We start from the raw sequence: 22317 nt of genomic DNA, 5'->3' as shown, positions 1-22317 counted from the left end.
ACAAGTTCCCTCGGTGCGCCTACAACTTGTCAGTGTCAAGTTAGCCCGAGCGAGAGGGAGCCCGTCATGCCGACCATCCCCTGGCAGCAACTGGACCGCACGATCGCCGCCGACACCGAAGTGGTGCTCATGGCCTCACGTTTCGAGCTCCACCGGCTGTCCCAGGTGCCGCGCTTCCTCATCGACGCCCTGCGCATCCACCGGCAGGTCGGGCGCAGCCCGGGCGCGGTCGGCGTCTCGCTGGTCGCCCATCCGCTGAAGCGCGAGTTCTTCACCCTGAGCGCCTGGCGTGACCAGGCCTCGATCGACCAGCTCGTGCGCACCGAGCCGCACCGTTCCGCGATGTCGCGCCATCGCACGGCGATGGCGTCGTCCGCCTTCACCTTCTATGCCAAGCCCGCCGCCCAGTTGCCGGCCGACTGGCCCGAGGCCCGTGGGCGGCTCGCCGCCGAGCAGTCCTGAAGATCCATGTGAGGACGACGAAGAGCTCCGCAACGTCGCAGGTCACGCCCGGGGCATGAGGTGATAACGCCTAGTCACCGGGCGGGTGACAATTCACCGCACCGAGACCGGCCTGACGGTGTCCGTCGCGAGGGATTGGCGGTTACGATCGACCCCAGCAATCGATCAGCCCCCGAGGCGCGAGCTTTTCAGCAGGCGAAGTAGTTCCTCGGCCGCACAGACGCAACTTCGAGGGGTCTTACATGCTCGCTTCTCCCACCCGCGCCATGGCCGTTCTTCTGGTGGACGACGATCCGGGTGACGTCCTGATGATCGAAGAGGCCCTGGAGTCGATCGGCGCCCCGCGCAACGTCTACGTCGCCAACGACGGTGAAGAGGCCGTGGCCTTCCTCCGTCGCGAGGGCGAGCACGAAGACGCCCCGCGGCCCGACGTCATCCTGCTCGACCTGAACATGCCGCGCATGGACGGCCGTCAGGTGCTGGCCGAGATCAAGAACGACCCGGAGCTGCGCAGCATCCCGATCGTCGTGCTCACCACCTCGCAGGCCCCCACCGACATCCTCAGCAGCTACTCGCTGCACGCCAACGCCTACGTCACCAAGCCGATGAACCTCGACGGCCTGACCGAGGTGGTGCGGCGCATCGACCACTTCTACGCCAAGATCGCCGCACTCCCCGGTCGCCGGCCCAGCAACGAAGACTGAACGCCTAGGCCGCAGGGCTTTTCGCGGGTGAACGGCTCACTGCGAGGCGGCCTCAGCGCTTCGCAGCGAGCGCAGCACGAGCAGCGTCCCGATCCCGGGGATCACTGACAACGCCCGCACCGCAACAGTTTTCGTCAGCTGCCAGGTCAGCACAATGCCGATCAGGTAGGCGCATCCGTGCACCGGGCCGAGCACCGAGGCCGGCGCGGCCAGGTGCACGGTGGCCAGATTCAGCACGAGCAGCAGCAGGCTGCCGGCCTCGACCGCGGCCGAGATCCGCAGGGCACGCATCGGCATCGCTCACACCCCCGTCGACGAGCCGGGTCGCACGATCATCAGCACCACGACGATCGCCCAGAGCAGGCCGAAGATGCCGGTCACCATGCCCAGCCGCGGCAGCAGCGGCGTCACCGAGCCGATGCCGCCCGGCGTGCCGAGCAGTTCCATGATGCGCCGCTGGGCCGGCACGACCGAGTAGGCGAACAGCACGGCTGCGGCCAGGGTGATGGCCATCGACAGCCAGATCCAGTAGTCGCCGAGAACGCCCATGGACGACGCGGTCGCGATGCCGAACACCGGTACGGCGATCCCGGCCACGGCGTAGCCGGTGCTGATCCGGTGCAGGGCCTTGAGCACGGAGAACGGGCCGGCATGGTCTTCACCTGCGGCGACGGCCTCTCGGGCATAACGGGGGAACAGGCTGGCGGCGGTCGTGAGCGGCCCGATCAGGATGATCGCCAGCACCAGGTGGACGGAGAGCAGGACGGCACTCATGAGCGCGCCGCCCGGGGTCGGGGAGACGTCATGCGGGTAGGTTACAGTCAGACTTAAACCACTCCGCAAGATGCGGGACAGATGTCAGGATGAGCCGGTGACGCACGCCCCGAAGCCACCCGAGCCCAGCCCCGGCTTCCTGCTGATGACGCTGGGTCGCTCGATGCGGACCGAGGTCGAGGCGCGCCTGAAGCAGCACGGCACATCCCTGCGCCACTTCTCCGCCCTGGGCCACCTTTCGCGCGAACCCGGGCTGTCGTACAGCGAACTCGGCCGGCGGGCCGGCGTCACGGCACAGAGCATGCAGGCAACGCTGCGTCAGCTCGAAGAACTCGGGGCGGTCGAGCGGCGCACCCTGCCGGGCCGGGGGCGCACCGCCGAGCTGGTCGTCACGCCGTCGGGCGCCGAGCTGATCGCGACCGGGCACCGGACCGTGCGGGAGGTGGAGGCCGCCTTCCTGAAAACTCTGGACGACGAACAGCGCCGCTCCCTCACCGGAATCCTGCTCTCGGTGCTGACCGGCCGTTAGACCCGGCGGAAGCCAGGTGCTCCGACCCGCTCAACCTGCTCAGCCGCGGGCCCAGAGGCGCTCGAACGCGGCCCGCAGCCGGTCCGGCTCGGGCGCCTCGCCGGTCACCGTGGCCTGGAGGAACACCCCGTCGACGACGGTGGCCAGGGCATATCCGGTGGTCTTGTCGGAGATCCCGGTGAGAATGTCACGCAGCCCGACCAGCCAGCGGGTGGCCAGGGGGCGCAGCTCGGGCGTGTGCCCCGCCGCCAGATACAGCTCGCACTCCAGCCGGGCGCGGGGCTGGTCGGCCAGATACTCCAGAACCAGGTGCGTGAGGACGACGGGGAGCCGGGTCGCGGGCTCCTCGTCGTCCTCAATTGACTGCTGGACCGCGCGCAGCTGCGACTGCCAGCGTTCGAGGTCGGCGTCCCAGGCCTCCCCGGCCTGCTCCAGAGCGGCGGCGATCAGGTCGTGCAGCGTGGGGAAGTAGTAGGTGGTGGCACCGAGCGGCACGCCGGCGCGGGCCGCGATCGCCCGGTGCGTGGTGCGGGCGACGCCGACCTCCGCCACCACTTCGACGGTGGCCGCGAGCAGAGCACGGCGCCGGCCTTCGGGATCGCGTGGGCTGGTCACCCGGGCTAGTGAACCCCAGCGACGTTGAGCACCACCACACCACCGATGATCATCGCGGCTCCGGCGATCTTCGCCGGGCTCAGCGGCTCGCCCAGGAAAGTGGCTCCGATCAGCATGATCGCGGCGATCCCGAGCCCCGACCAGGTGGCGTAGACCACCCCGACCGGCAGGTGCTCCACGATGCGGCCGAGCAGCACGAACACCACCGCGTAGGCCCCGAGGCAGAGCACGCTGGGCAGCGGTCTGGTGAATCCCTGCGTGGAGGGCAGAAGGCTGGTGCCGAGCACCTCTAGACCGATCGCCGCGATCAGCATGATGTACGCCATGGGGACTCCTGTACGTCTGTACTAGTACGTTCGTACAAGTCAATGCGTGTGGCCATTGTTCCCCGTGAAACCAAAGTTGATCCGGAGGGCCTAACCTCCGCAGATGAAGATCGACGTCCTCCCCGAGAATCTGCACGACGCCGCGGTCAAGCTCTGGCACGAGACCGGCCTGACCCGCCCCTGGAACGACCCGGCCGCCGACCTGCGCAGGGCCGTGGAGGGGGACGACTCGGCGGTGCTGGGTGCGGTGGACGACGGGACGCTGGTGGCCACGGCGATGGTCGGTCACGACGGGCATCGTGGCTGGGTGTACTACCTGGCGGTGGCGCCGGACCGGCAGGGTGCGGGGGTCGGGCGGCTGATGATGGCGGCCTGCGAGGACTGGGTGGCGGGCCGCCGCATTCCGAAGATCCAGCTCATGGTGCGGGCGGACAACACCGCGGCGGCCGGGTTCTACGAGCGCCTGGGCTATACGGACGCCGAGGTGGTGGTGCTGGGTAAGCGGCTCGGGTGAGGCGACTCGACGTCGCTGCTCAGCCGGCCTCCCGCCCCGCCAGGAATCCGGTCAGCGTGTCTCGCGTGCGCTCCAGATGGACGACACGCTCCGCCATCTCGTCGCGGATCTGCCGCACCCGCTCGGTCACGCCCTCGCAGACCACCTGATCCTTGTTCTCACCCGTGGTGCAGGGCAGGACGGTGCGGATCAGGTCCATGGGGAAGCCCAGGTCGAGCAGGGACCGCACGGTCAGCACGGTGCTCATGACCTCCGCGTCGTAGTCCCGGTAGCCGTTGGGCAGACGCACGGCCTCGAACAGGCCCTGCTGCTCGTAATAGCGCAGGGAACGGGGGCTGACACCGGTCTTCGCGCTCAGTTCGCTGATCTTCATCGTCGGCTGATCCTCAGGCTTGACCTTGACACGATGTCAAAGTTTAGCGTCGCCCACATGACAGAGCACAGCGTCCATGTCGGTGACCGGAAGAGGACTTTCACGCTCGTGGGTGATGCCGGGCCCGACCTCGTCCTGATCTTCCACGGTTCCACGCAGACCGGGGCCGGGCACCGGAAGTTCACCGGTCGCGCCTTCGACCGACTGGCCGAGAAGGGGGCGCTGGTGGCCTATCTCGACGGGCACCGGCACAACTGGAACGACGCGCGGCGGGAGAGTTTCTTCCCGGCCCGCACCGAGAACATCGACGACGTGGGCTTCGTGCGTGCCGTGATCGCGCAGCTGGTGGCCGGTCACGGCGTCGACCGGCGCCGGGTGTTCGCCGTCGGGTACTCCAACGGTGGGCAGATGGTGATGCGGCTGATCCATGAGGTACCGGAGCTGATCGCCGGCGCGGCGGTGTTCGCCGCCACCATGCCGGTTCCCGAGAGCTTCCTGCTCCCGTCCCCCGCGGTCGGCCCCGTCCCGATGCCCGTTCTGCTGGTCCACGGCACCGCCGACCCGGTCGTTCCCTACCAGGGCGGCACGATGCAGCGCTGGAAGCAGAAGTTCTTCAAGGTGGGTGGAACGGCGCTCTCGATGCCCGCGACCGCTCGTTACTTCGCCGCCCACAACGGCATCGAGACCGAACCGGTCACCACCCGCCTGCCCGCCCGCTCGACCACGACGTCAGTGGAACGCACCGAGTTCCGGGAGGGGGAGCGTCCACACGTGGTGCTCTACACCGTGCACGGCGGCGGCCACACCGTGCCGCACCCGGGCAAGGCGTCGCGGTTCTTCATCGGCCGGACCTCCGCGGACGTGAACGCCGCCGAGCTCGTGGCGACGGAGATCATGGACCGCTGAACACGCCCGGGCGACGAGTCCCCCAAGTTTGCCGGGACGCCCCAGTGATCATCCCCCTCTTCGGTTCATTGTCTGCCCTCGATCGCCCCGGCTACGGTTGCTGGCTGTTGGGCGAACGACAACCAACGGGGGGAATCCATGGCACTTTTCGCTTTCAAGCAGGCCAGCGGCGGGGGCGAGTTCATCTTCGAGCTGACCGACGAGGGAAAGATCAACAAGGCCCGGAAGATTCTCTCGGGCGAGGAGACCAGCGAGGTCCACGTGATGGGGCGCTTCCGCAAGGAGAGCAAGCCCTACAACCCGGGGTACAGCTACCACCTCGACCCCGACACGGTGGTGTTCTTCTCGTTCGCCATCGAGGTGTGCGACGCGAACATGCAGTACCTGGAGGACCACCTGGACGAGGCGGGCGGTGCCTTCCTGCCGGGAGCCTACTGGTGCCCCTGGGACTCGCGGCTCAGTCGTGAGGTTTCCGCCTGATCGGTGAATCACCGTTTCAGGGGCTGTTTTCGGACGACGGGAGCAGCCCCTGACGGAGTCCGGTGCGACCGGTCGCATCTGCGCCACAGGCCCGGGCGGCGATCCACCCGTGGCCAGAACGCCGCGACGGCATCCCGACCCCAGCGGGGCGGATGCCATCGAGAGGCGGATCAGGCGGCAGCCAGTTCGCGAGCCTGCGTGCGGCTGCGCAGCTGCACCCTGCGGAGCACCACCAGGAACACGATCAGGCAACTGAGCAGGGCGAACAGGGTGGCCTCCGGGCCGAAGTCGCCACCCGTGACCACGGTCGGGCCGTCGTCGAGCACGCTCGTCAGCAGGCCGCTGCCGCGGTTCTCGGAGCCGGACACCGCGACCCCGAACAAGCCGGCCTGGGCGAAGTTCCAGCCGAAGTGGAAACCGATCGGCAACCAGACGTTGCGGGTGACGGCGTAGATCGCGCCCAGCATCAGGCCACCCTGCACCGCGATCGACACCGCGCCCCACAGCGTGGCGTTCGGGTTGATCAGGTGCATGGCGCCGAAGATCAGGGCCGAGCCGACGAGAGCGCCGACGGTGCCGGTCATCTGCTCGAGCAGGCGGAACAGGATGGCGCGGAACACCAGCTCCTCGATCACCGCGACGGCCACCATCAGCCCGGCGAACGAGAGCATCGGCCAGACCGAACCCCAGCCCAGCGACTCGTACCCGCCGAACATCGCGATCAGCAGCATCACCAGGGTGAGCAGGGCGATACCGATGTAGGTACCCTTCCGGACTGCCCGGCCGGCTCCCTCGGGAGCGATCTCGTCGGGCTCCCGCAGCTCCAGCTGGTTGATCACGTAGCGATACAGCCGCAGGGTGCCCCAGGCGGCCAGCCCACCGAGCACCAGCACCAGCAGCGCCTGGAACGGGTTGGTGGTGTCGACCATCCTGGACAGCCCGCCGGCCACGACCGAGTCGACCAGCATGAACAGGACGATCAGCGCGATCATCCGGGTCAGAACGCTTTTGCGCAGGTGGGCCAGCATCTGGAATGCCTCCTCGTTCGTGGTCCGTGGCCCTCCTGGCCACATCCAGAACACTAGGAACGGGAGGCATTCCCCCGAATCCCACCGCGGAGCACACTTCGTGTAGCTCTCACGGGGGACAGAGCCGGATCAGGCCGACCCGACCAGACCGTTACGGTGAGCGAACACCACGGCCTGCACCCGGTCGCGGAGGTCGAGCTTGGTCAGGATGCGTGACACGTAGGTCTTCACCGTCTCCCGGCTCACCACCATCGCCTCGGCGATCTCGGCGTTGGACATGCCCTCGGCGATCAGCTTCAGCACCTCCACCTCGCGCGGGGCCAGGGCGTCCAGAGCCTGCGACGCCGGGCCGCTCGGCCGCACACGCTCGCCGAATCGGCCCACCAGCCGCCGGGTGACGGCGGGGGCGAGCAGGGATTCACCGGCGGCGATCACCCGGATGCCGTTCAGCAGCTCGGCCGGCGGGGAATCCTTCAGCAGGAACCCGCTGGCTCCGGCGCGCAACGCCTCATAGACGTACTCGTCCAACTGAAAAGTGGTCACCACCAGCACTTTCGCCGGATTCTCCACGCCCGGCCCGGCCAGTTCCCGGGTGGCGGAGATGCCGTCGAGCACGGGCATGCGCACATCCATGACCACCACGTCGGGGGTCAGGCGGCGCGCCAGGTCGACCGCGGTGCGTCCGTCCGGTGCCTCACCGACGACGTCGATGTCTGGCTGCGCCGACAGAATCGTCACGTAGCCCGTCCGGACCAGTTCCTGGTCGTCGGCCACCAGCACTCGCAGCGTCACGAGAGCCGAGGGTATCGGCCCCATGGTGGACGACGAGGGGCCCGGTCACGCCCGGCCCGGCTCGGACGGACGTGGATCAGGGGTGGATCAGGGCTCGCTGCGCAGCTTGCTCTCCAGCCAGTGCCGGGGCTCGACGCCGATCTTGCCGATCAGCTTGTCCACGCCCAGCCAGGCGAGCTGTCCTCCCGCGATCGAGCCACTGATCAGGATGCCGGTGTTGACGAGGTCTGCCAGCGTGCCCACGGTTCTCCCTGACGGTCTCGGCGTGCGCGTTCGGATTTTGCGGTGTATCGCCGCGCCGAGACTACGGCATGAATAACGTCGGACGCTGGGACGGACGGGGTGGTTCGTGGGTTCTCGCCCGGTCGGCTGGACGTTCCGGGGATGCCGTCAAGATCATGTTTTGCCGCTCAGGGTCGGCCTTTTCGCAGGTCAGGAAAAAATCGGCGGTGCTGAGGGCCGGATCTGGCCGTCGTGCGGGCCGGGGAGAGGACTCGGGACACAAATCACGGACCGGCCGGACGGCCCGGGAGCCGATCTTGCGCGGGGCCGCCGGGAATCGTTCCGGAGATCGGCCGGGAACCGTTCGGGAGCGTTTCGTCGTCCCCAAAACGTTCGTGATCATGCACGTCCCGCCTCGGGTGGAGGCGAAACGCGCATGATCACGAGGGGATTGGATCAGCCGGCCGCGGTCGTGGTGGTGGCCGTGGCCGTCAGGTCGTACACCGTGGTGCTGCCGATCGTGGTGGCGGTGTAGTTGGCCTCGACCCACTCGGTGATCTGCTGGGCCACGTCACTGCCGCCCGAGTCGGTGCCGCTGCTGGTCGAGCCGCTGTCGATGAAGTAGTGGATCTGGCCGTCGGCCACGTACTCCTTGAACTGTTCCAGCGACGGGTAGGCGTCGGTTCCGTTGTAGCCGCCGATGGCCATCACCGGTTCCTCCGTGGCCAGCTGGTAGCCGGCCGCGTTGTTCGAGCCGACCGTCGCAGCCACCCAGGTGTAGCTGTCGGCGCCGGCCTCCAGCGCCGCGACCATCTCGTCGCTCGGGGTGGTGGCGTTGAGCAGGCCGCCCATGCCCCCGCCCCCGCCCATGCCACCCATGCCACCCATGCCACCGGTGGTGCCGCCGTCCTGGGACTGGGTGCCGCCCTGTGACTGGCCGGTGGTGCCGCCCTGCGACTGGGTGCCGCCCTGGGCCTGGCCCTGCCCCTGGCTCTGGCCCTGCCCCTGGCTCTGGCCCTGCCCCTGTGTCTGGCCCTGGCTCTGGCCCGGGCCACCGAAGCCGCCACCGCCACCGCCGCCCGGGCCGCCTGTGCCGCCGCGGCCTCCGCCACCACCGAAACCGCCCGTGCCGGTGCTCGGGCCGGCCGTGGGGATGGCGCCGGTGTGCGACGAGGTGGCCGTGTTCATCGAGTACCCGACCGGGCCGAGCAGGGCCGAGACCACCGCGATCGCGCCGATGACCAGCATCGTGCGCTGCCGGGTGCGGCCGGACAGCCGCCCGGCCAGCCAGCCCGACGCCGCCAGGCCGATGGCCGCGATCACACCGGTGAGCAGCACGACGTAGCGCAGCCACGGGTGCCAGTCCGAGCTCTCGGCCAGCAGTGTGAACGTCCAGAGGGCGGTGACCAGCACCGTCGCGGCCAGCACGAACATGCCGAGCACCGAGCGGGTGCGGTAGAGCGTGGCCACGCCGATGCCGGCGAGGGCGGCGATCGCCGGGGAAAGGGCCACGGTGTAGTACGAGTGGAAGATGCCCTGCATGAAGCTGAAGGTCAGGAAGGTGACCACCAGCCAGCCGCCCCAGACGATGAACTGGGCGCGAACGGCGCTGGTGCGCGCCAGCTTCCGGGTGGCGACCAGGCCGGCCACCAGCAGGATCAGCGCGGCCGGCAGCAGCCAGCCGATCTGGCTGGCGAACTCGGTGGTGAACAGCCGGGTGATGCCGGTCTCGCCCCAGTTGCCGTTGGTGCCGACGCTGCCGGTCTCGTTGCCGGTCAGTCGGCCGAAACCATTGTAGCCGAAGGTCAGTTCGAGGATCGAGTTGGTCTGCGTGCCGCCGATGTACGGCCGTGACGAGGCGGGCCAGAACTCGACGATCGCGATGTACCAGCCGGCCGACACGATCATCACCACGAAGGCGGCCAGCAGGTGGCCGATCCGCTTGAGGAACGTGGTCGGCGCGGCCCACAGGTAGGTCAGGCCGAAGGCCGGCACCACCAGCAGGGCCTGGAGCTGCTTGGTCAGGAAGCCCAGGCCGATCATCACGCCGGCCAGCAGCAGCCAGCGCATCTTCGCGTGCTCCACGGCCCGCATCACGAAGTAGACGCCCGCGGTCATCAACAGCACCAGCAGCGCGTCTGGGTTGTTGAACCGGAACATCAGCGTGGCCACCGGGGTGAACGCCAGCGCCGCACCGGCCAGCAGGCCGGCGCCCGGGCCGAAGTGCCGCCGCACGATGGTGAAGAGCAGACCCACCGATGCCACGCCCATCAGGGCCTGCGGCATCAGGATGGCCCAGGAGTGCAACCCGAAGATCCGCACGGACAGGTCCATCGGCCACAGGGCCAGCGGGGTCTTGTCCACGGTGATCGCGTTGGAGGCGTCGGACGAGCCGAAGAAGAACGCCTTCCAGCTCTCCGAACCGGCCTGCACCGCGGCGGAGTAGAAGGAGTTCGCCCAGCCGGACACGCTGAGGTTCCACAGGTAGAGCACGGCCGTGACCACCAGCAGGGTGAGCAGCGCGGGGCGCACCCAGGCCGGGTCCTGCTCACGGCCCCTGACGATGCGACGGCCCAGGCCGCTCACCCGGCCCCGCCCGGCCGGAGGGTTGCCGGGCGGCTCACCGTTCGGGTGCCCGGTCGGGCTGTCCACGGTCGCAGTCATCAGTTCTCGTCCTTCGTCGTCAGGAACGGTGGGGATCAGGAAAGGGTGGAGGCGGGGGTGTCGGGCAGGGTGTGGGCCGACCAGTTCCCGCAGAACAGCTCGTCGTCGTCCACTGTTATGAGGCGGGCCGGCACCCAGAGCTGGGTGAGCCAGTTGCGCGCGCGGATGCCGCGCACAAGTGATGCCGTGGAGTAGGCCGAGGCCTCCAGACAGCTGAAGCCGATCGCGCTGACCATGCGCCACACCGGGAGCGGCAGGTCACCGGTGTGCGGGTCGATCAGGTAGCTGACCGGGGCGTCGCGGTGGCGCGGGGGCACCCCGATCTGCGAGCTGGACAGGGCGGCGTTGGCGGTCAGGAACACCTCGCTGTCCAGGTGCCCGGCGCGGTCGGTGATCGGCACCCGCCAGCCCTGATCGGGGGCCGGGCCGGACGAGACGGCGTTGCCGCCGAGGCGCACCAGTACGCCGGCGTCGACCCGCTCGCGCACCCGGGCGGCGGCCATGTCGCAGATCGCGGCCTTGGCGGTGGCGCTGAGGTCGAGGGTGGTGCCGGCCGGGACCTGGAGCTTGCGGCCCTCCAGCCGGACCTGCTCCCAGCCCGGCGCCGGGCGGCTGCCGGTGGGGCGGGAGCCGCAGACCGGCACGATCGAGATGTCCTGGCCCCGTCGTGCGGCGTTCGCGGTCATCGCCGCGCCCACGGTCGGGTCGACGTCGCCGTCGGTGCGCTCGGCCACGGCCAGGGCGGCCGAGACCAGCTCGGCCAGCAGCGGGCTGATCGTGACCGGCCGGCCACCGGCCTTGTAGAGCTTGTGCAGTTCGGCGTCGGCGCGGAAGCGGGCCGCTGCCTTCTCGGCCGCCAGGAACTGCCGGGAGACGATCCGGCGGGCCACGTTCAGGGCGCTCGGGTCGTCGACGGTGACGGACGCGGTGGTTCCCCAGACGTGCCAGGTGGCGGTGAGGGTGGGTGCCTGCTGGTGCTGGGTCGGCAGACCGGTGCGGCGCCGGCCCGGCGCGACGATGTCGGTGATGGCCATGGCTCCTCCTCGATGTCCTCGGGGGTACGGGATTACAGAGTCGAGGGCCGAGCTGGACCGATCGGTGGAGAAGTCTGAAAGCCACCTGTGGGATTGATCTAAGGGATACCTGTGAAAACTGTGATTCAACTGTGGCGCAAGTGAAGTAATGACGGCTTTGGGGCGACCACCTCCGAAATGAGCTTCGGATTAACGCAATTTCGTGGCGGCGTTCCGGGTTTACCTACTCCGCAGTCAGTTTCGCTATACAGTTCAAGCGAATTGATCGTCATCCGGATCTGGGGGATTTCGTGGCTTGGCTGGCTCTGGCAGGAGCTATCGCATTGGAGGTCATTGCAACGGTCAGCCTGAAAACAGCTGACGGCTTCACCCGGCTCTGGCCGAGCCTGATCGTGGTGGTGGGGTACGTCGGGTGTTTCACGCTTCTCGGGTACGCGCTGAAAACATTTGACGTGGGCCTGGTTTACGCCATCTGGTCGGCGATCGGCACAGCTGCGATCACGATCATCGGCATCCTGCTCTTCGGCGAGACGCTGACCCTGCCCCGGCTGTCCGGGGTGGTGCTGATCGTGGTCGGGGTGATCGTGCTGAATCTCAGCGGGGGTGAGGCGCACGGCGCCGCGAAACCGAAACCGGTGCCGAAACCCGCACCGAAACCGGCGCCGAAGAGAATCAAATTCGAGATCCGGCCGGACGCCACGATCAGTTCGCCGTCGTTCAGCGGCCCGATCAGCCTGGACCGGGTGAAGCTGGCCCAGAAAACGGCTCTGCCGCAACCACGAAGACCGGGGTCGGAATCCGGTGAGGTCCCTATGCTCACCCCACGCAACGGCCTTGTTCCCCGGCAGATGCGACCCCGGCACGACATGGAGACCGACCCGGATTCCGACCTGGGACCGATCTTTCCCGATCTGGGACGACGGGAGACCTGACCTTCGGTCCTGAAACTTCGGCCGTTCGTCCTGACATCGGGCCGGATCCGGCGACCTGCGGCCGATCCGGCCCGGCCCCATGACAGACTTTGGTCCATGCGTACACCGTTCGGCCTGCTCGAGCCCTACATCCGGCTGAATCCCCGAGCGGTGCGCTGGGCCACCACGTTCGCTCTGCTGTGCAGCATCGGGATCATCCTCACCGGCGGCATCGTCCGGCTGAGCGGTTCCGGTCTGGGCTGTACCACCTGGCCCAAGTGCACGGAGTACTCCTTCATCGCGCCGGCCCAGATGGGCTACCACGGCGTCATCGAGTTCACGAACCGCACGCTGACCGGCGTCATCTCGGTCGCGGTCGGGCTGGTCATCATCAGTGCCCGGTTCCAGAAGGTGCCCAACCGCTGGCTGGTGCGCACCGCCTGGGCGCAGTTCTGGATCATCGTGCTGAACGCGGTGCTGGGCGGGATCACGGTCTGGATGGACCTGAACCCCTACATCGTCGCCGTGCACTTCATGGCCGCCACGCTGCTGCTGACCACCACCACGCTGAGCTACGACTTCGCCCACAGCCACGCCTTCGAGGTGTGGAACCGCCGCACCGTCAGCGGTTCCGGCCGGCGTTACGGGCGCGGCGCGGTGATCTCGCTGGAAGACGGCGAGGGCGTGCCGAGCACGGCCAGGGCCACCGACGGCTCCGTGGTGCTGGGGCAGCCGTCCGACGACCCGACACGTCCCGTGCGCACCCGGCTGGCCTGGATCCTGGTCGTCGTCGGGGCGGTGCTGGTGGCGGTGGGCACCCTGGTCACCGGCTCCGGCCCGCACCCGGGCGACTCCAGCGAGGTGCCGCGCATCCAGCTCGACTGGACCGGCCTGACCTGGTTCCACGGTGTGCTCGGCACCACCGTTCTGCTGCTGGCCGTGGGCTGCACCTGGGCCGCTCACCACGCCGGCGACCGAAAGACCTTCCTGCGCGGCCTGATCCTGACCGGCCTGGTGATCGCCCAGTCGACGATCGGCCTGTACCAGAGCCTCGACGGCCTGCCCCGGGTGTCGGTGGCGCTGCACATGCTCGGCGCCGCGATGACCTGGGTCGGCGTGCTGCGGGTGCTGCTGGCCACCATCCACCCCGACCCGGTCACCGCCGCCCCCAGCCCTTCGCAGGACGCCCCGGCACCGGCCGCGGTTTGACCTGGAGCGCGGTTCACTTCCTACGGTGGCGGTGTCCCGTCACCGCACCGCAGGAGGTTTCGCCGTGTCGATCACCGAGTACCCGGCCGAGCAGGTGGGTGCCCAGCCCATCGGCTACTGGAGCGGCGCCGCCTACCGGGCCGTGGTCGGGCGGATCCGCGCCGAGCTGGCGTTCGAGCAGCTCACCCAGCCGCACTGGTGGACGCTGAACCACGTGGGCGGCGCCCCCGGCACCTGGAACCGCGCCGATCTGGCCGACCGGCTCCAGCCCTACGACGACCTGGGCATCGAGCTGGAAGACGTGTTCGACGACCTGATCGAGCGCGGCTGGCTGAGCGAGGACGACGACGCGTTCAGCCTGACCCCGGCCGGTGAGGCGGGGCTGGCCCGGGCCCGTGAGCGCAATGCGGGTGCTCATGCCGAGACCCTCGACGGCATCGATCCCGCCGACTACGTCACCACGATCAACACGCTGCGCCGGATGATCGCGAACCTGGGCGGAGACAGCGACCTCACCTCCTGAGCAGCTCGCGCAGCGCCGCCGTCACCCCCGCCGGGTCCTCCTCGGCCATGAAGTGCCCGCAGTTCACGGTGCGGTGGTCCAGGTCGTCGGCCCAGGCCTGCCAGCGGGTCATGGCCTGGCCGGTCATGGCCGGCCCCCAGTCCTGCTGGAGCACGGTCACCGGCATCCGCAGCCGGTTGCCCCGCCGCCGGTCCTCCTCGTCGTGATCCACGTCGACGCCGGCCGAGGCGCGGTAGTCGGCGACGATCGAGGTCACGGCCCGGCGCGACTTCTCCAGGTAGACCTGCCGGGCGGTATCGGGCAGCGGTGTCCTGGCCCAGATGTCGAGGAAGTGCCCGAAGAACTCGTCCGGCACGGCGCTGATCATGGTCTCGGCCAGGCCTGGCGGCTGCGCCATCAGGTACAGGTGGAAGCCGACGGCGGCGTCCCGGCCCCGCATGACGTCCCACATGTCCAGCGTGGTGAACACGTCGAGCACGGCGAGACGGCTGACGACGTGCGGGTGGTCGAGGCCGGCCCGGATCGCGACCAGCGCACCCCGGTCGTGCCCGGCCAGCGCGAACCGGTCGAAGCCCAGATGCTTCGCGACGGCCACGACGTCGGCCGCCATGGCGCGCTTGGAGTAGGTCTCGCCGGTGTCGGCGGGCTTGTCGCTGTCGCCGTAGCCACGCAGGTCGGGGCAGATGACGGTGTGGTCGCGGGCGAGGTCCGTGGCGACGTCGCGCCAGCACAGGTGGGTCTGCGGGAAGCCGTGCAGCAGCACGACCGGGCTGCCGGAGCCGCCGACGGCCACCTGGAGCCGCACACCGCCGGTGCCTTCGACGCGCTGCTGCTCGAACCCGGGGATCGTGGTGTCGTTCATGGGGATCACCGTGGCCGGGCCGAATCAGCAACCGATCAGCAACGGGCCGAGGGTGGCTGGACAGGGGAGGCCATTTCGTTTTTGACACCGGCCTGGAGCCGATGGCGGTGTCAAAATTCAGAACCATCTCCCGGCCGGTCGCCGGAACTCGGTGCTTAGGGTGGCCGCGTGCTGCGATTCGGTGTGCTGGGCCCGCTGGAGGTCACCCGGCAGGGAGATCCGGTGCGGCTGGGCGGTCCGCGGCAGCGCGCCGTGCTGGCCCGGTTGCTGATCGCGGCGCCGCGGGTGGTGCCGGTGCCGTGGCTGATCGACGATCTTTGGCCCGACGACCCGCCGCCCGGCGCGCTCGGCGCCGTGCAGACGTTCGTCGGGGCCCTGCGCAAGACGCTGGAGCCCGACCGCCCGCCGCGCACCGCCTCCCGCTTGCTGGTCACCCAGGCGCCCGGCTATCTGCTGCGTCCGGCCGAGGTGGACGCGTGGCAGGTCACCCGCGAAATTGAGGACGGCGAAAACCTGCTCAGCGCAGGATATTACGTTCAGGCGCAGGACCAGCTGGACCGTGCTCTGGGGCGGTGGCGCGGCCCGGCCTGGGCCGAGTTCGGCGAGCAGCCCTGGGCCCGGGCCGAGGCCCGGAGGCTGGAGGAACTGCGCGCGCTGGCCGTGGAACGGCGGGCCGATGCCGCGCTCGCCCTGGGGCGCGCGGAATCGGCGGTGCCGGGCCTGGAGGCCCACGTCGAACGGCATCCCCGGCGGGAGAACGGGTGGCGGTTGCTGGCCCTCGCGCTGTACCGGTCCGGTCGGCCGGACGATGCGCTGACCGTTCTGCGCCGGGCGCGGCACCTGCTCGGCCGACCGGGCGGGGTGCATGCCGGGGCGCCGGGTGGGGTGCCGGGTGGGGTGCCGGGTGGGGTGCCGGGTGGGGTGCAGCACCGGGGCGATCTGTGGCGACTGGAGGAGGACATCCTGGCCCGGGCGGAGCACCTGGACCCGGCGGGGAGACCCGCGACGGCGGGCGGGACCGGGCTGTCGGGCGGGACCAGGCTGTCGGGTGGATCCGGGCTCTGGCGGGTGGCGATCCGGGGGCAGGATCCGACCACCACGAGCCCGGCCGGGCGGCGGGAACGGCTCGACGCGCTGATGGGACTGGTGCGGGCGCTCGCGGTCAGCGGTGAGTTGGCGCAGGCCCGGCAGTATCGGGCCGAGGCCGTTCGGGCGGCCGCCGAGCTGGCCGACCCGCTGCTGTTCGCCCAGGTGGTGGGGGCTTTCGAGGTTCCGGCGATCTGGACGGCGAACGACGACGAGGAGCTGTCGGCGTTCCTGGCCGGCGCGGCGGAGCAGGCCCTGGCCGGACTCCGGGCCGTGGACGGCGAGCACAGGGCCGAGCGCGCCCGGTTACTGATCACCATCGCCCTGGAACGGCGTGCCGATCCCGGGCCACGCGGGTCGGAGGCTGCCAGGGAGGCCGAGCAACTGGCCCGGTCGCTGGGTGACGCCAACCTGCTCGCCCTGGCGCTGAACGGGCGCTTCCTCCAGACCTTCGACCGGGCCGGGCTGGCCGGGCAGCGAGCCCTGATCGGCCACGAGATCCTGGAGATCGCCGCGGCCCGGCCCGCCGGTCAGGAACTGCCGGCGGTCGCTGTGCTGGGGCACCTGATGCTGATGCAGTCGTACGCCGCGCTGGCCGACCTGAACGCGGCCGACCGGCACGCCACGGCGGCCGACGACCTGGCCGGGCAGCACGGAATTCCGCTGATCGGCGTGTTCACGGCCTGGTACCGGGCCCTGCGGCTGGTCGTCATCGGGGCCCTCGACGAGGCCCGAGCCGCCTACCGGGCCGCCGCGGCGAAACTGTCCGGATCGGGTATGCCCGGCGTCGAGCGCGGGATCCTGCCGCTGGCCCTGCTCTGCCTGGAACTGGTCCGGGGCGGGGAGATCGACCGGAAAGCCTTCGAGGGCGACGATTTCGGCCCGTACCAGCCGTGGGCCGATGCGCTGCTCGGGCGTGGCCCGGCGCCCTCGTCGTCCCCACATGATCTGCTGCTGGAGGCCCGACTGTGCCTGCAAGCCGAGGCGGCCCTGCGCGACGACGACCGGTCGGCCATGAAAAGCCTCTATGCGCAGCTGCTTCCGGCGCGGGAGGAGCTGGCCGGGGCGGGCAGCGGGATGGTCACGCTGGGCCCGGTGGCCGGATATCTGGAGCGGCTGGCCGAGGCGCTGGGGGAGCCGCCCCCGGCCCGGCCGAAGGCCGATCGTGCATGATCACGGGTGGTTTCGCCGGATGTGATCATGCACGACCGGTCGGTGCTCAGCGTTCGGTCTTGGCCTCACCGATGACCGGGTCGTCGGTGATCTTGCCGTCCGACTCCTCGACCGGGGTGGTCAGCGGAGTGCCGTTGGAGGCGCCGTTGATCGTGGTGACCCCGGGGTCGGGCGTCCACGGGTCGGGGTTGGCGCTGCGCGACTTCCAGGCCACGACCCCGGCGCCGGCGGCGGCCGTGATCACCGAGAAGACCAGGAAGCGACGGCGACGCTGACGGCGGCGCGCCTTCTTCTGGGCCTTCTTGTTGGCCGGGAGGTTCTCCACGGCGTGCAGGGTGCGCTCCTGCGCGTTCTCCACCGCGCTGTCGCGGGCCGCGATGGCCGCCGCGGACGCCGCGGCGATCGCCTCGGCCAGCTTCGGCAGCAGGTCGTCGACCGCCTTGTCGCGGCCCTGGGCCACCACCGGGGCGGCCTTCACCTTGGCCTGGGCGTAGCCCTTGGCCAGCACCGGGCCCGCGTGGTCGGCGGCGTTGCGCACGGCGGGGACCACGTGTTCCTTGGTCACCACGGTGACCCGGTCCTTGGTGGCGGCGGCGACCGGCGTGACCCGCTCGGCGACGACGGCGCCGCCGGTGCGGGCACTGTCCAGCGCGGACCGCAGCTGAGCCTGGGCCTCCTGAGTCGCCGTGGCCCTCTTGCTTCGCGCTCTCACATCGTCCTCCTGTTCATGCGGCTCACTCGGGAAGCAACTGGGTGGTGCCGCGTTGGGTCCCATGGTTCCGCGATCTGAGCAATATGCCACCCGAGCTCCATCGTCTGATCCACTATGTGATCTTTAACGGCAACCACCAACCCGACATGCCACGGGCGGATCGATCCGGGTGTTCCGTGCGTTGGAACCAGCAACCTGTCCGCGGAGGGCGAACCGCGAAGGTCGGGTGGCACGGTCCGTGACAGACTTCGAGAGCATCGAGCAGCATCCGCAATCCTGAAGGGGAATCACCCGTTGACCGAGCAGCTTCCTTCGAACCTGTACGCCGACATGCTGACCAACCACGGCATGATCCGCATTCAGCTGTTCCCCAACCACGCCCCCAAGACGGTGCGTAACTTCGTCGAGCTGGCGGAGGGCACGCAGGAGGGGCCGAACAACGGCAAGCACTTCTACGACGGCATCATCTTCCACCGCATCATCGCCGGCTTCATGATCCAGGGCGGCGACCCGACGGGCACCGGAACCGGCGGCCCGGGCTACAACTTCGACGACGAGATCCACCCGGAGCTCACGTTCACGCAGCCCTACCTGCTGGCCATGGCCAACGCCGGCGTCCGGGGCGGCCGGGGCACCAACGGCTCGCAGTTCTTCATCACCGTGAGCACCCCGACCCACCTCCAGGGCAAGCACACGATCTTCGGTCAGGTGGCCGACCAGGCCAGCCGTGACGTGGTCGACAGCATCGCCAACACGCCGGTCGACCGTCGCGACCGTCCGGAGAAGGACGTCGTGATCGAGCGGGTCACGATCTCGCGCGGGTGACCACTCAGCCCACCCCGGGTGGCGCGGCGGCCGAACCGGTCTGTCCGCGCCACCCGGACCGCGTGTCCTACGTCCGGTGCCAGCGCTGCGAGCGGCCGGTCTGCCCGGAGTGCCAGCGGGCGGCTGCGGTCGGAGTGCAGTGCGTGGACTGCGTGCGCGACCAGAACAAGGGCGTGCGCACGGCCCGCACCCCGTTCGGTGCCGCCCTGACCGCCGGAGCCCAGCCGCGCGTCACCCAGGCGATCATCGGCCTGTGCGTGGTGGTCTGGCTGCTGCAACAGATCAGCACACAGGTCACCATCGACTTCTCGTTCTTCCCGCCGTACGCGCTGTCCGAGCCCTGGCGGCTGCTCACCGCGGCGTTCCTGCACTCGCCGTCCAGCCCGCTGCACATCCTGTTCAACATGTACGCCCTGTGGATGACCGGGCCGTACCTGGAACAGCTGTTCGGCCGGGCCCGTTTCATCGCGCTCTACCTGGTCAGTGCGGTCGGTGGCTCGATCGGCTACCTGCTGCTGGCCACGCCCGCCTACGACGGCACCTGGACCACCACCACCGTCGGTGCCTCGGGCGCCGTGTTCGGCATGTTCGGTGCGTTCTTCGTGGTGCAGCGCCGGCTGAACCGCGACGCCACGCAGATCCTCGTGCTGATCGTGATCAACTTCGCGCTGGGGCTGTTCATGAACGGCATCGCCTGGCAGGCGCACCTGGGCGGTCTGGTCACCGGAGTGCTGACGGCGGCGGTGCTGGCCTACGCGCCGCGCACCAACCGCACGGCGCTCCAGGTCACCGGTATCGCGCTGGTGGTGCTGCTGCTGGCGGCGGCCTATGCGATCAAGCTCAGCACCGTGCCGTCAGGCTCCGGCCTGCTGGCCTAGGCCGAGCGCGAAAAGCACGTCCTGGCAGGCCTCCTGGGTGGTGAACAGGTGGGCCTGCCAGCCCAGCTCCAGCGCGGCCCGCACGTTCGGCGGCCGGTCGTCGAAGAACACCAGCTCGGGGCCGGGCCGGTCGAGGGCCTCCTCCACCGCCCGGTAGATCTTCGGGTCGGGCTTGATCAGGCCCAGGTCGCAGGAGAAGATCCGCCGGTCGAAACGGGCCGACCACGCGCTCTCCTTCACCACCCGCGCCATCGACGACGGCGCGTTCGACAGCAGCGCCGTGGTCACCCCGGCGTCGTGCAGAGTGGTGAGCAGTTCCACGCGGCCGGGGGCCGGCTCGGACCAGCGCCGCGCGTCGAAGAGGTCGATGCGCTCGATCTCCTCCGCGCTCCACTCCAGGCCCAGATCGGCGGCGACCAGCGCCCAGTACTCGCCCGGGGCACTGCCCTCGTCGTAGGGCGGTCGGTGGTCCCAGTAGGGGACGGCGAAACGCTCCGGCTCCACGCCGATCATGCGGGACAGCTCGGGCACCCCGCCCTCGGACGTGGTGAGCACGCCACCGATGTCGAACACCACAGCGGGCCGGGCGGGGGACCGTTCCATGCCGGTCACCCTACCCAGGCGTGCGGCACCGCCCGGAAACGCCCGAACCGGGTCGGGCGGTCGGGTTTTGCCGGGTTCTCTGGCGATCTTGCCCGCCCTGTCCGGGTTTTCACTCCCGGACCAGCGGTTTTACACACCTGTGGAAAAACCTGGGGACAAGTTCCACCGGTGTAATTCCTGGGAGCGGGCTGTGCTCGGTTGCGTGACTCAGCGCCAGCGGGTGAGCATGCCGAAGCCGACCAGCGCGATGCCGATCCCGATCAGCAGGTTCCAGTTGGTCAGGCCGGGGATCGGGTAGTCGCCCTGGGTCAGGTAGTAGGCCACGATGTAGGCCAGGCCGATGATCAGGAAGCCGACCATGACGGGCGCGAAGAAGCGACCGTTCGGCTTCGGGGCGGCCGTCTTCGCGCGGGGGGCTTCGTACCCACCCTTGTTCCGCTGCTTGGACTCGGGCATCGGCGGTCTCCTCGGGGACAGAAATGGCACAGGCTGCTGGCACACGCAGACGGGCGGCCGTGAGCGTGTGCGACGTCCTCTAGCGTAGTGCCGTGGCACCCGCATCGGACGATCCAGGCGAGAGCGGTATCGCACGCCCCCGCGCGAGTGCCCCGCCCGACCCGCACATCCCCCTCGGCGGCACCGCCACGCCGGTCGTCCGGCAGCCCCGGCGCAGCCGCACCGGGGCGGTGGGCGTCGGCGGTGTGCTGATCGCGGCCGGCCTGCTGTTCACCACCAGCGCCCACACCTCGCACGGCACCCAGCTGCGCTCCGAACGGGCCGACCTGGCAGACCTGGTGCAGGCCGAGAACGCCCGGGTGCAGGAGCGCTCGCAGCGAGTGGCCGAGCTGAACGACCAGGTCAAGGCCGACAGCGCGGCGGCGGCGCGCAGCGACAGCACGATCCGCGAGCTGGAGCAGGGGTCGGTCGGTGTGGAGGCGCAGGCCGGGCTGGTCGCGGTGACCGGGCCCGGGCTGACCGTCACGCTCGACGACGCCCCGCGCGACTCCTCGGTGCCCGCCCAGGCCGGGCCGGACGACCTGGTGGTGCACCAGCAGGACGTGCAGGCCGTGGTGAACGCGCTGTGGGCCGGGGGTGCCGAGGCGATGATGCTGATGGACCAGCGGGTGATCTCGACCAGCGCCGTGCGCTGTGTCGGCAACACACTCATCCTTCAGGGCCGGGTGTACTCGCCGCCCTACGTGATCCGGGCGATCGGCGACACCGACCGGATGCGGGCCGCGATGGACAGCTCCCCGCAGATCGACATCTACCTCCAGTACGTGGCGTCGCTACGGCTGGGCTGGAAGGTCGAGACGTCGGGCAACCTGAACTTCCCGGCCTACCAGGGGTCGCTCACCCTCAGCCATGCCCGGGTGGCGGGCGAGGAGACCGCGTCCCCCACCCCGAAGAGCTCGACCACCGACACGGATCAGGAGTCCTGAGTGAAGCCCGTCAGAGTGCTCGTCGTCGACAACTACGACAGCTTCGTCTACACGATCGCCGGTTACCTGACCCAGCTCGGTGCCGAGTGCGACGTGCGGCGCAACGACGAAGTGAAAATTGAGGACGCCGACGGCTACGACGGGATCCTCCTGTCTCCCGGCCCCGGCGCCCCGAAGGACGCGGGGGTCTGCCCCGAGATGGTGCTGCACTGCGCCGAGCGCGAGCAGCCGATGATCGGCGTGTGCCTCGGCCACCAGGCGCTCGGTGAGGCTTTCGGTGCCACCGTGACCCACGCCAGCGAGCTGATGCACGGCAAGACCAGCGAGGTGCAGCACGACGGTGCGGGAGTGCTGGAAGGGCTGCCCACACCGTTCACGGCCACCCGCTACCACTCGCTCGCGGTGGTCTCCGACACCGTGCCGGCCGAGCTCGAGGTCACCGGCCGCACCGAGGGCGGGGTGGTGATGGCCCTCCAGCACCGTGAGCTGCCGCTGTTCGGTGTGCAGTTCCACCCGGAGAGCGTGCTGACGCAGGGCGGGCACCGGCTGCTGGCCAACTGGCTCAAGGTGTGCGGCGACGAGGACGCGGTGGAGCGCTCGGCCGGGATGGCGCCGCTGGTGCGCCGGTAGGACCTGGACGTGAGAAGGGCCCGAGCTGAACAGCTCGGGC

At 69.7% G+C, this 22317-nt stretch carries 27 protein-coding genes and 1 pseudogene; 14 read left to right on the top strand and 14 right to left on the bottom strand.

Translation table 11 applies throughout. The annotated features are described in order from the left end of the window. The first annotated feature begins 66 nt into the window (after window positions 1-66). Window positions 67-462: a hypothetical protein gene (locus KIH74_RS19965; protein WP_214157523.1), complete on the top strand. Its 396-nt coding sequence runs from the start codon at window positions 67-69 to the stop codon at window positions 460-462. A gap of 242 nt (window positions 463-704) precedes the next feature. Continuing rightward, window positions 705-1166 carry a response regulator gene (locus tag KIH74_RS19960; protein WP_214157522.1) on the top strand — a complete coding sequence of 154 codons (462 nt, stop codon included), beginning with the start codon at window positions 705-707 and terminating at the stop codon, window positions 1164-1166. A gap of 36 nt (window positions 1167-1202) precedes the next feature. Here the strand turns inward: KIH74_RS19960 and KIH74_RS19955 are convergent, their stop codons facing one another. Beyond that, window positions 1203-1463 carry a DUF3817 domain-containing protein gene (locus KIH74_RS19955; protein ID WP_214157521.1) on the bottom strand — a complete coding sequence of 87 codons (261 nt, stop codon included), beginning with the start codon at window positions 1461-1463 and terminating at the stop codon, window positions 1203-1205. A gap of 3 nt (window positions 1464-1466) precedes the next feature. After that, window positions 1467-1940 (bottom strand): hypothetical protein, encoded by a 474-nt coding sequence (locus KIH74_RS19950; RefSeq protein ID WP_214157520.1) that lies wholly within the window; start codon window positions 1938-1940, stop codon window positions 1467-1469. A gap of 97 nt (window positions 1941-2037) precedes the next feature. Here KIH74_RS19950 and KIH74_RS19945 point away from each other — a divergent pair, with 97 nt between their 5' ends. After that, on the top strand, window positions 2038-2469 hold the full coding sequence (locus tag KIH74_RS19945) for a MarR family winged helix-turn-helix transcriptional regulator (protein ID WP_214157519.1): 432 nt from the start codon (window positions 2038-2040) through the stop codon (window positions 2467-2469). Between the two features lie 39 nt (window positions 2470-2508). Here KIH74_RS19945 and KIH74_RS19940 read toward each other — a convergent pair whose 3' ends face one another. Beyond that, the gene (locus KIH74_RS19940) at window positions 2509-3084 is read right to left on the bottom strand and encodes a TetR/AcrR family transcriptional regulator (RefSeq protein WP_214157518.1); all 576 of its coding nucleotides are present in this window, start codon (window positions 3082-3084) and stop codon (window positions 2509-2511) included. Between the two features lie 5 nt (window positions 3085-3089). Next, window positions 3090-3410, bottom strand: a complete 321-nt coding sequence (locus KIH74_RS19935) for a DMT family transporter (protein ID WP_214157517.1) — start codon at window positions 3408-3410, stop codon at window positions 3090-3092. A gap of 103 nt (window positions 3411-3513) precedes the next feature. On the opposite strand from KIH74_RS19935, the gene KIH74_RS19930 reads away from it, so the two are divergent. Then, window positions 3514-3924, top strand: a complete 411-nt coding sequence (locus KIH74_RS19930) for a GNAT family acetyltransferase (protein WP_214157516.1) — start codon at window positions 3514-3516, stop codon at window positions 3922-3924. Between the two features lie 19 nt (window positions 3925-3943). On the opposite strand, the gene KIH74_RS19925 is transcribed toward KIH74_RS19930, so the two are convergent. After that, window positions 3944-4297: a MerR family transcriptional regulator gene (locus KIH74_RS19925; protein ID WP_214157515.1), complete on the bottom strand. Its 354-nt coding sequence runs from the start codon at window positions 4295-4297 to the stop codon at window positions 3944-3946. Between the two features lie 57 nt (window positions 4298-4354). On the opposite strand from KIH74_RS19925, the gene KIH74_RS19920 reads away from it, so the two are divergent. Further along, on the top strand, window positions 4355-5203 hold the full coding sequence (locus KIH74_RS19920) for a CE1 family esterase (protein ID WP_214157514.1): 849 nt from the start codon (window positions 4355-4357) through the stop codon (window positions 5201-5203). A 138-nt stretch (window positions 5204-5341) separates the two neighbouring features. Further along, the gene (locus KIH74_RS19915; protein WP_214157513.1) at window positions 5342-5683 is read left to right on the top strand and encodes a BP74-related protein; all 342 of its coding nucleotides are present in this window, start codon (window positions 5342-5344) and stop codon (window positions 5681-5683) included. A gap of 170 nt (window positions 5684-5853) precedes the next feature. Here the strand turns inward: KIH74_RS19915 and KIH74_RS19910 are convergent, their stop codons facing one another. The 5 genes from KIH74_RS19910 to KIH74_RS19890 all read right to left on the bottom strand — a co-directional run bounded on the left by KIH74_RS19910 (window position 5854) and on the right by KIH74_RS19890 (window position 11423). Further along, on the bottom strand, window positions 5854-6711 hold the full coding sequence (locus KIH74_RS19910; protein ID WP_214157512.1) for a CPBP family intramembrane glutamic endopeptidase: 858 nt from the start codon (window positions 6709-6711) through the stop codon (window positions 5854-5856). 129 nt (window positions 6712-6840) lie between these two features. Further along, window positions 6841-7503: a response regulator gene (locus tag KIH74_RS19905; RefSeq protein WP_308113915.1), complete on the bottom strand. Its 663-nt coding sequence runs from the start codon at window positions 7501-7503 to the stop codon at window positions 6841-6843. 87 nt (window positions 7504-7590) lie between these two features. Continuing rightward, window positions 7591-7746 (bottom strand): hypothetical protein, encoded by a 156-nt coding sequence (locus KIH74_RS19900; RefSeq protein ID WP_214157510.1) that lies wholly within the window; start codon window positions 7744-7746, stop codon window positions 7591-7593. A gap of 435 nt (window positions 7747-8181) precedes the next feature. Next, window positions 8182-10389, bottom strand: coding sequence for a glycosyltransferase family 39 protein (locus tag KIH74_RS19895; protein WP_214157509.1), 2208 nt, complete (start codon window positions 10387-10389; stop codon window positions 8182-8184). Between the two features lie 35 nt (window positions 10390-10424). Continuing rightward, complete coding sequence (locus KIH74_RS19890) at window positions 10425-11423, bottom strand: FAD:protein FMN transferase (protein WP_214157508.1); 999 nt, start codon at window positions 11421-11423, stop codon at window positions 10425-10427. Between the two features lie 290 nt (window positions 11424-11713). Here KIH74_RS19890 and KIH74_RS39275 point away from each other — a divergent pair. The 3 genes and pseudogenes from KIH74_RS39275 to KIH74_RS19875 all read left to right on the top strand — a co-directional run. Further along, window positions 11714-12025 (top strand): annotated as a pseudogene (locus tag KIH74_RS39275) (DMT family transporter); the annotation flags it as partial. Window positions 12026-12451: 426 nt separating this feature from the next. Then, a complete protein-coding gene (locus tag KIH74_RS19880) occupies window positions 12452-13543 on the top strand; it encodes a COX15/CtaA family protein (protein ID WP_214157507.1) in 1092 nt (363 codons plus the stop codon). A gap of 64 nt (window positions 13544-13607) precedes the next feature. After that, on the top strand, window positions 13608-14066 hold the full coding sequence (locus KIH74_RS19875) for a MarR family winged helix-turn-helix transcriptional regulator (RefSeq protein WP_214157506.1): 459 nt from the start codon (window positions 13608-13610) through the stop codon (window positions 14064-14066). Here the strand turns inward: KIH74_RS19875 and KIH74_RS19870 are convergent. After that, the gene (locus tag KIH74_RS19870; protein ID WP_214157505.1) at window positions 14056-14928 is read right to left on the bottom strand and encodes an alpha/beta fold hydrolase; all 873 of its coding nucleotides are present in this window, start codon (window positions 14926-14928) and stop codon (window positions 14056-14058) included. The two genes, KIH74_RS19875 and KIH74_RS19870, sit on opposite strands and share 11 nt — an antisense overlap. Before the next feature lie 168 nt (window positions 14929-15096). On the opposite strand from KIH74_RS19870, the gene KIH74_RS19865 reads away from it, so the two are divergent. Next, complete coding sequence (locus tag KIH74_RS19865; protein WP_214157504.1) at window positions 15097-17187, top strand: AfsR/SARP family transcriptional regulator; 2091 nt, start codon at window positions 15097-15099, stop codon at window positions 17185-17187. 46 nt (window positions 17188-17233) lie between these two features. Here the strand turns inward: KIH74_RS19865 and KIH74_RS19860 are convergent, their stop codons facing one another. Next, window positions 17234-17899: a hypothetical protein gene (locus KIH74_RS19860; RefSeq protein WP_214157503.1), complete on the bottom strand. Its 666-nt coding sequence runs from the start codon at window positions 17897-17899 to the stop codon at window positions 17234-17236. Between the two features lie 330 nt (window positions 17900-18229). Between KIH74_RS19860 and KIH74_RS19855 the strand changes: the two genes are divergently transcribed. Further along, window positions 18230-18724 carry a peptidylprolyl isomerase gene (locus KIH74_RS19855; protein WP_214157736.1) on the top strand — a complete coding sequence of 165 codons (495 nt, stop codon included), beginning with the start codon at window positions 18230-18232 and terminating at the stop codon, window positions 18722-18724. A 62-nt stretch (window positions 18725-18786) separates the two neighbouring features. After that, window positions 18787-19602: a rhomboid family intramembrane serine protease gene (locus KIH74_RS36635; protein ID WP_214157502.1), complete on the top strand. Its 816-nt coding sequence runs from the start codon at window positions 18787-18789 to the stop codon at window positions 19600-19602. Here KIH74_RS36635 and KIH74_RS19845 read toward each other — a convergent pair. Together KIH74_RS19845 and KIH74_RS19840 are read right to left on the bottom strand one after the other, a co-directional pair. Further along, the gene (locus KIH74_RS19845) at window positions 19579-20205 is read right to left on the bottom strand and encodes an HAD family hydrolase (RefSeq protein ID WP_214157501.1); all 627 of its coding nucleotides are present in this window, start codon (window positions 20203-20205) and stop codon (window positions 19579-19581) included. The two genes, KIH74_RS36635 and KIH74_RS19845, sit on opposite strands and share 24 nt — an antisense overlap. A 207-nt stretch (window positions 20206-20412) precedes the next feature. Continuing rightward, window positions 20413-20661: a cell division protein CrgA gene (locus KIH74_RS19840; RefSeq protein WP_214157500.1), complete on the bottom strand. Its 249-nt coding sequence runs from the start codon at window positions 20659-20661 to the stop codon at window positions 20413-20415. A 167-nt stretch (window positions 20662-20828) separates the two neighbouring features. On the opposite strand from KIH74_RS19840, the gene KIH74_RS38770 reads away from it, so the two are divergent. Both KIH74_RS38770 and KIH74_RS19830 read left to right on the top strand, forming a co-directional pair. Further along, window positions 20829-21647 carry a DUF881 domain-containing protein gene (locus KIH74_RS38770; protein ID WP_443669983.1) on the top strand — a complete coding sequence of 273 codons (819 nt, stop codon included), beginning with the start codon at window positions 20829-20831 and terminating at the stop codon, window positions 21645-21647. Continuing rightward, a complete protein-coding gene (locus tag KIH74_RS19830; protein WP_214157498.1) occupies window positions 21648-22277 on the top strand; it encodes an aminodeoxychorismate/anthranilate synthase component II in 630 nt (209 codons plus the stop codon). Window positions 22278-22317: the final 40 nt, after the last annotated feature.

The organism is Kineosporia corallincola (assembly GCF_018499875.1).
GTDB lineage: Bacteria > Actinomycetota > Actinomycetes > Actinomycetales > Kineosporiaceae > Kineosporia > Kineosporia corallincola.
This window is presented reverse-complemented; position numbering and strand designations above follow the sequence as displayed.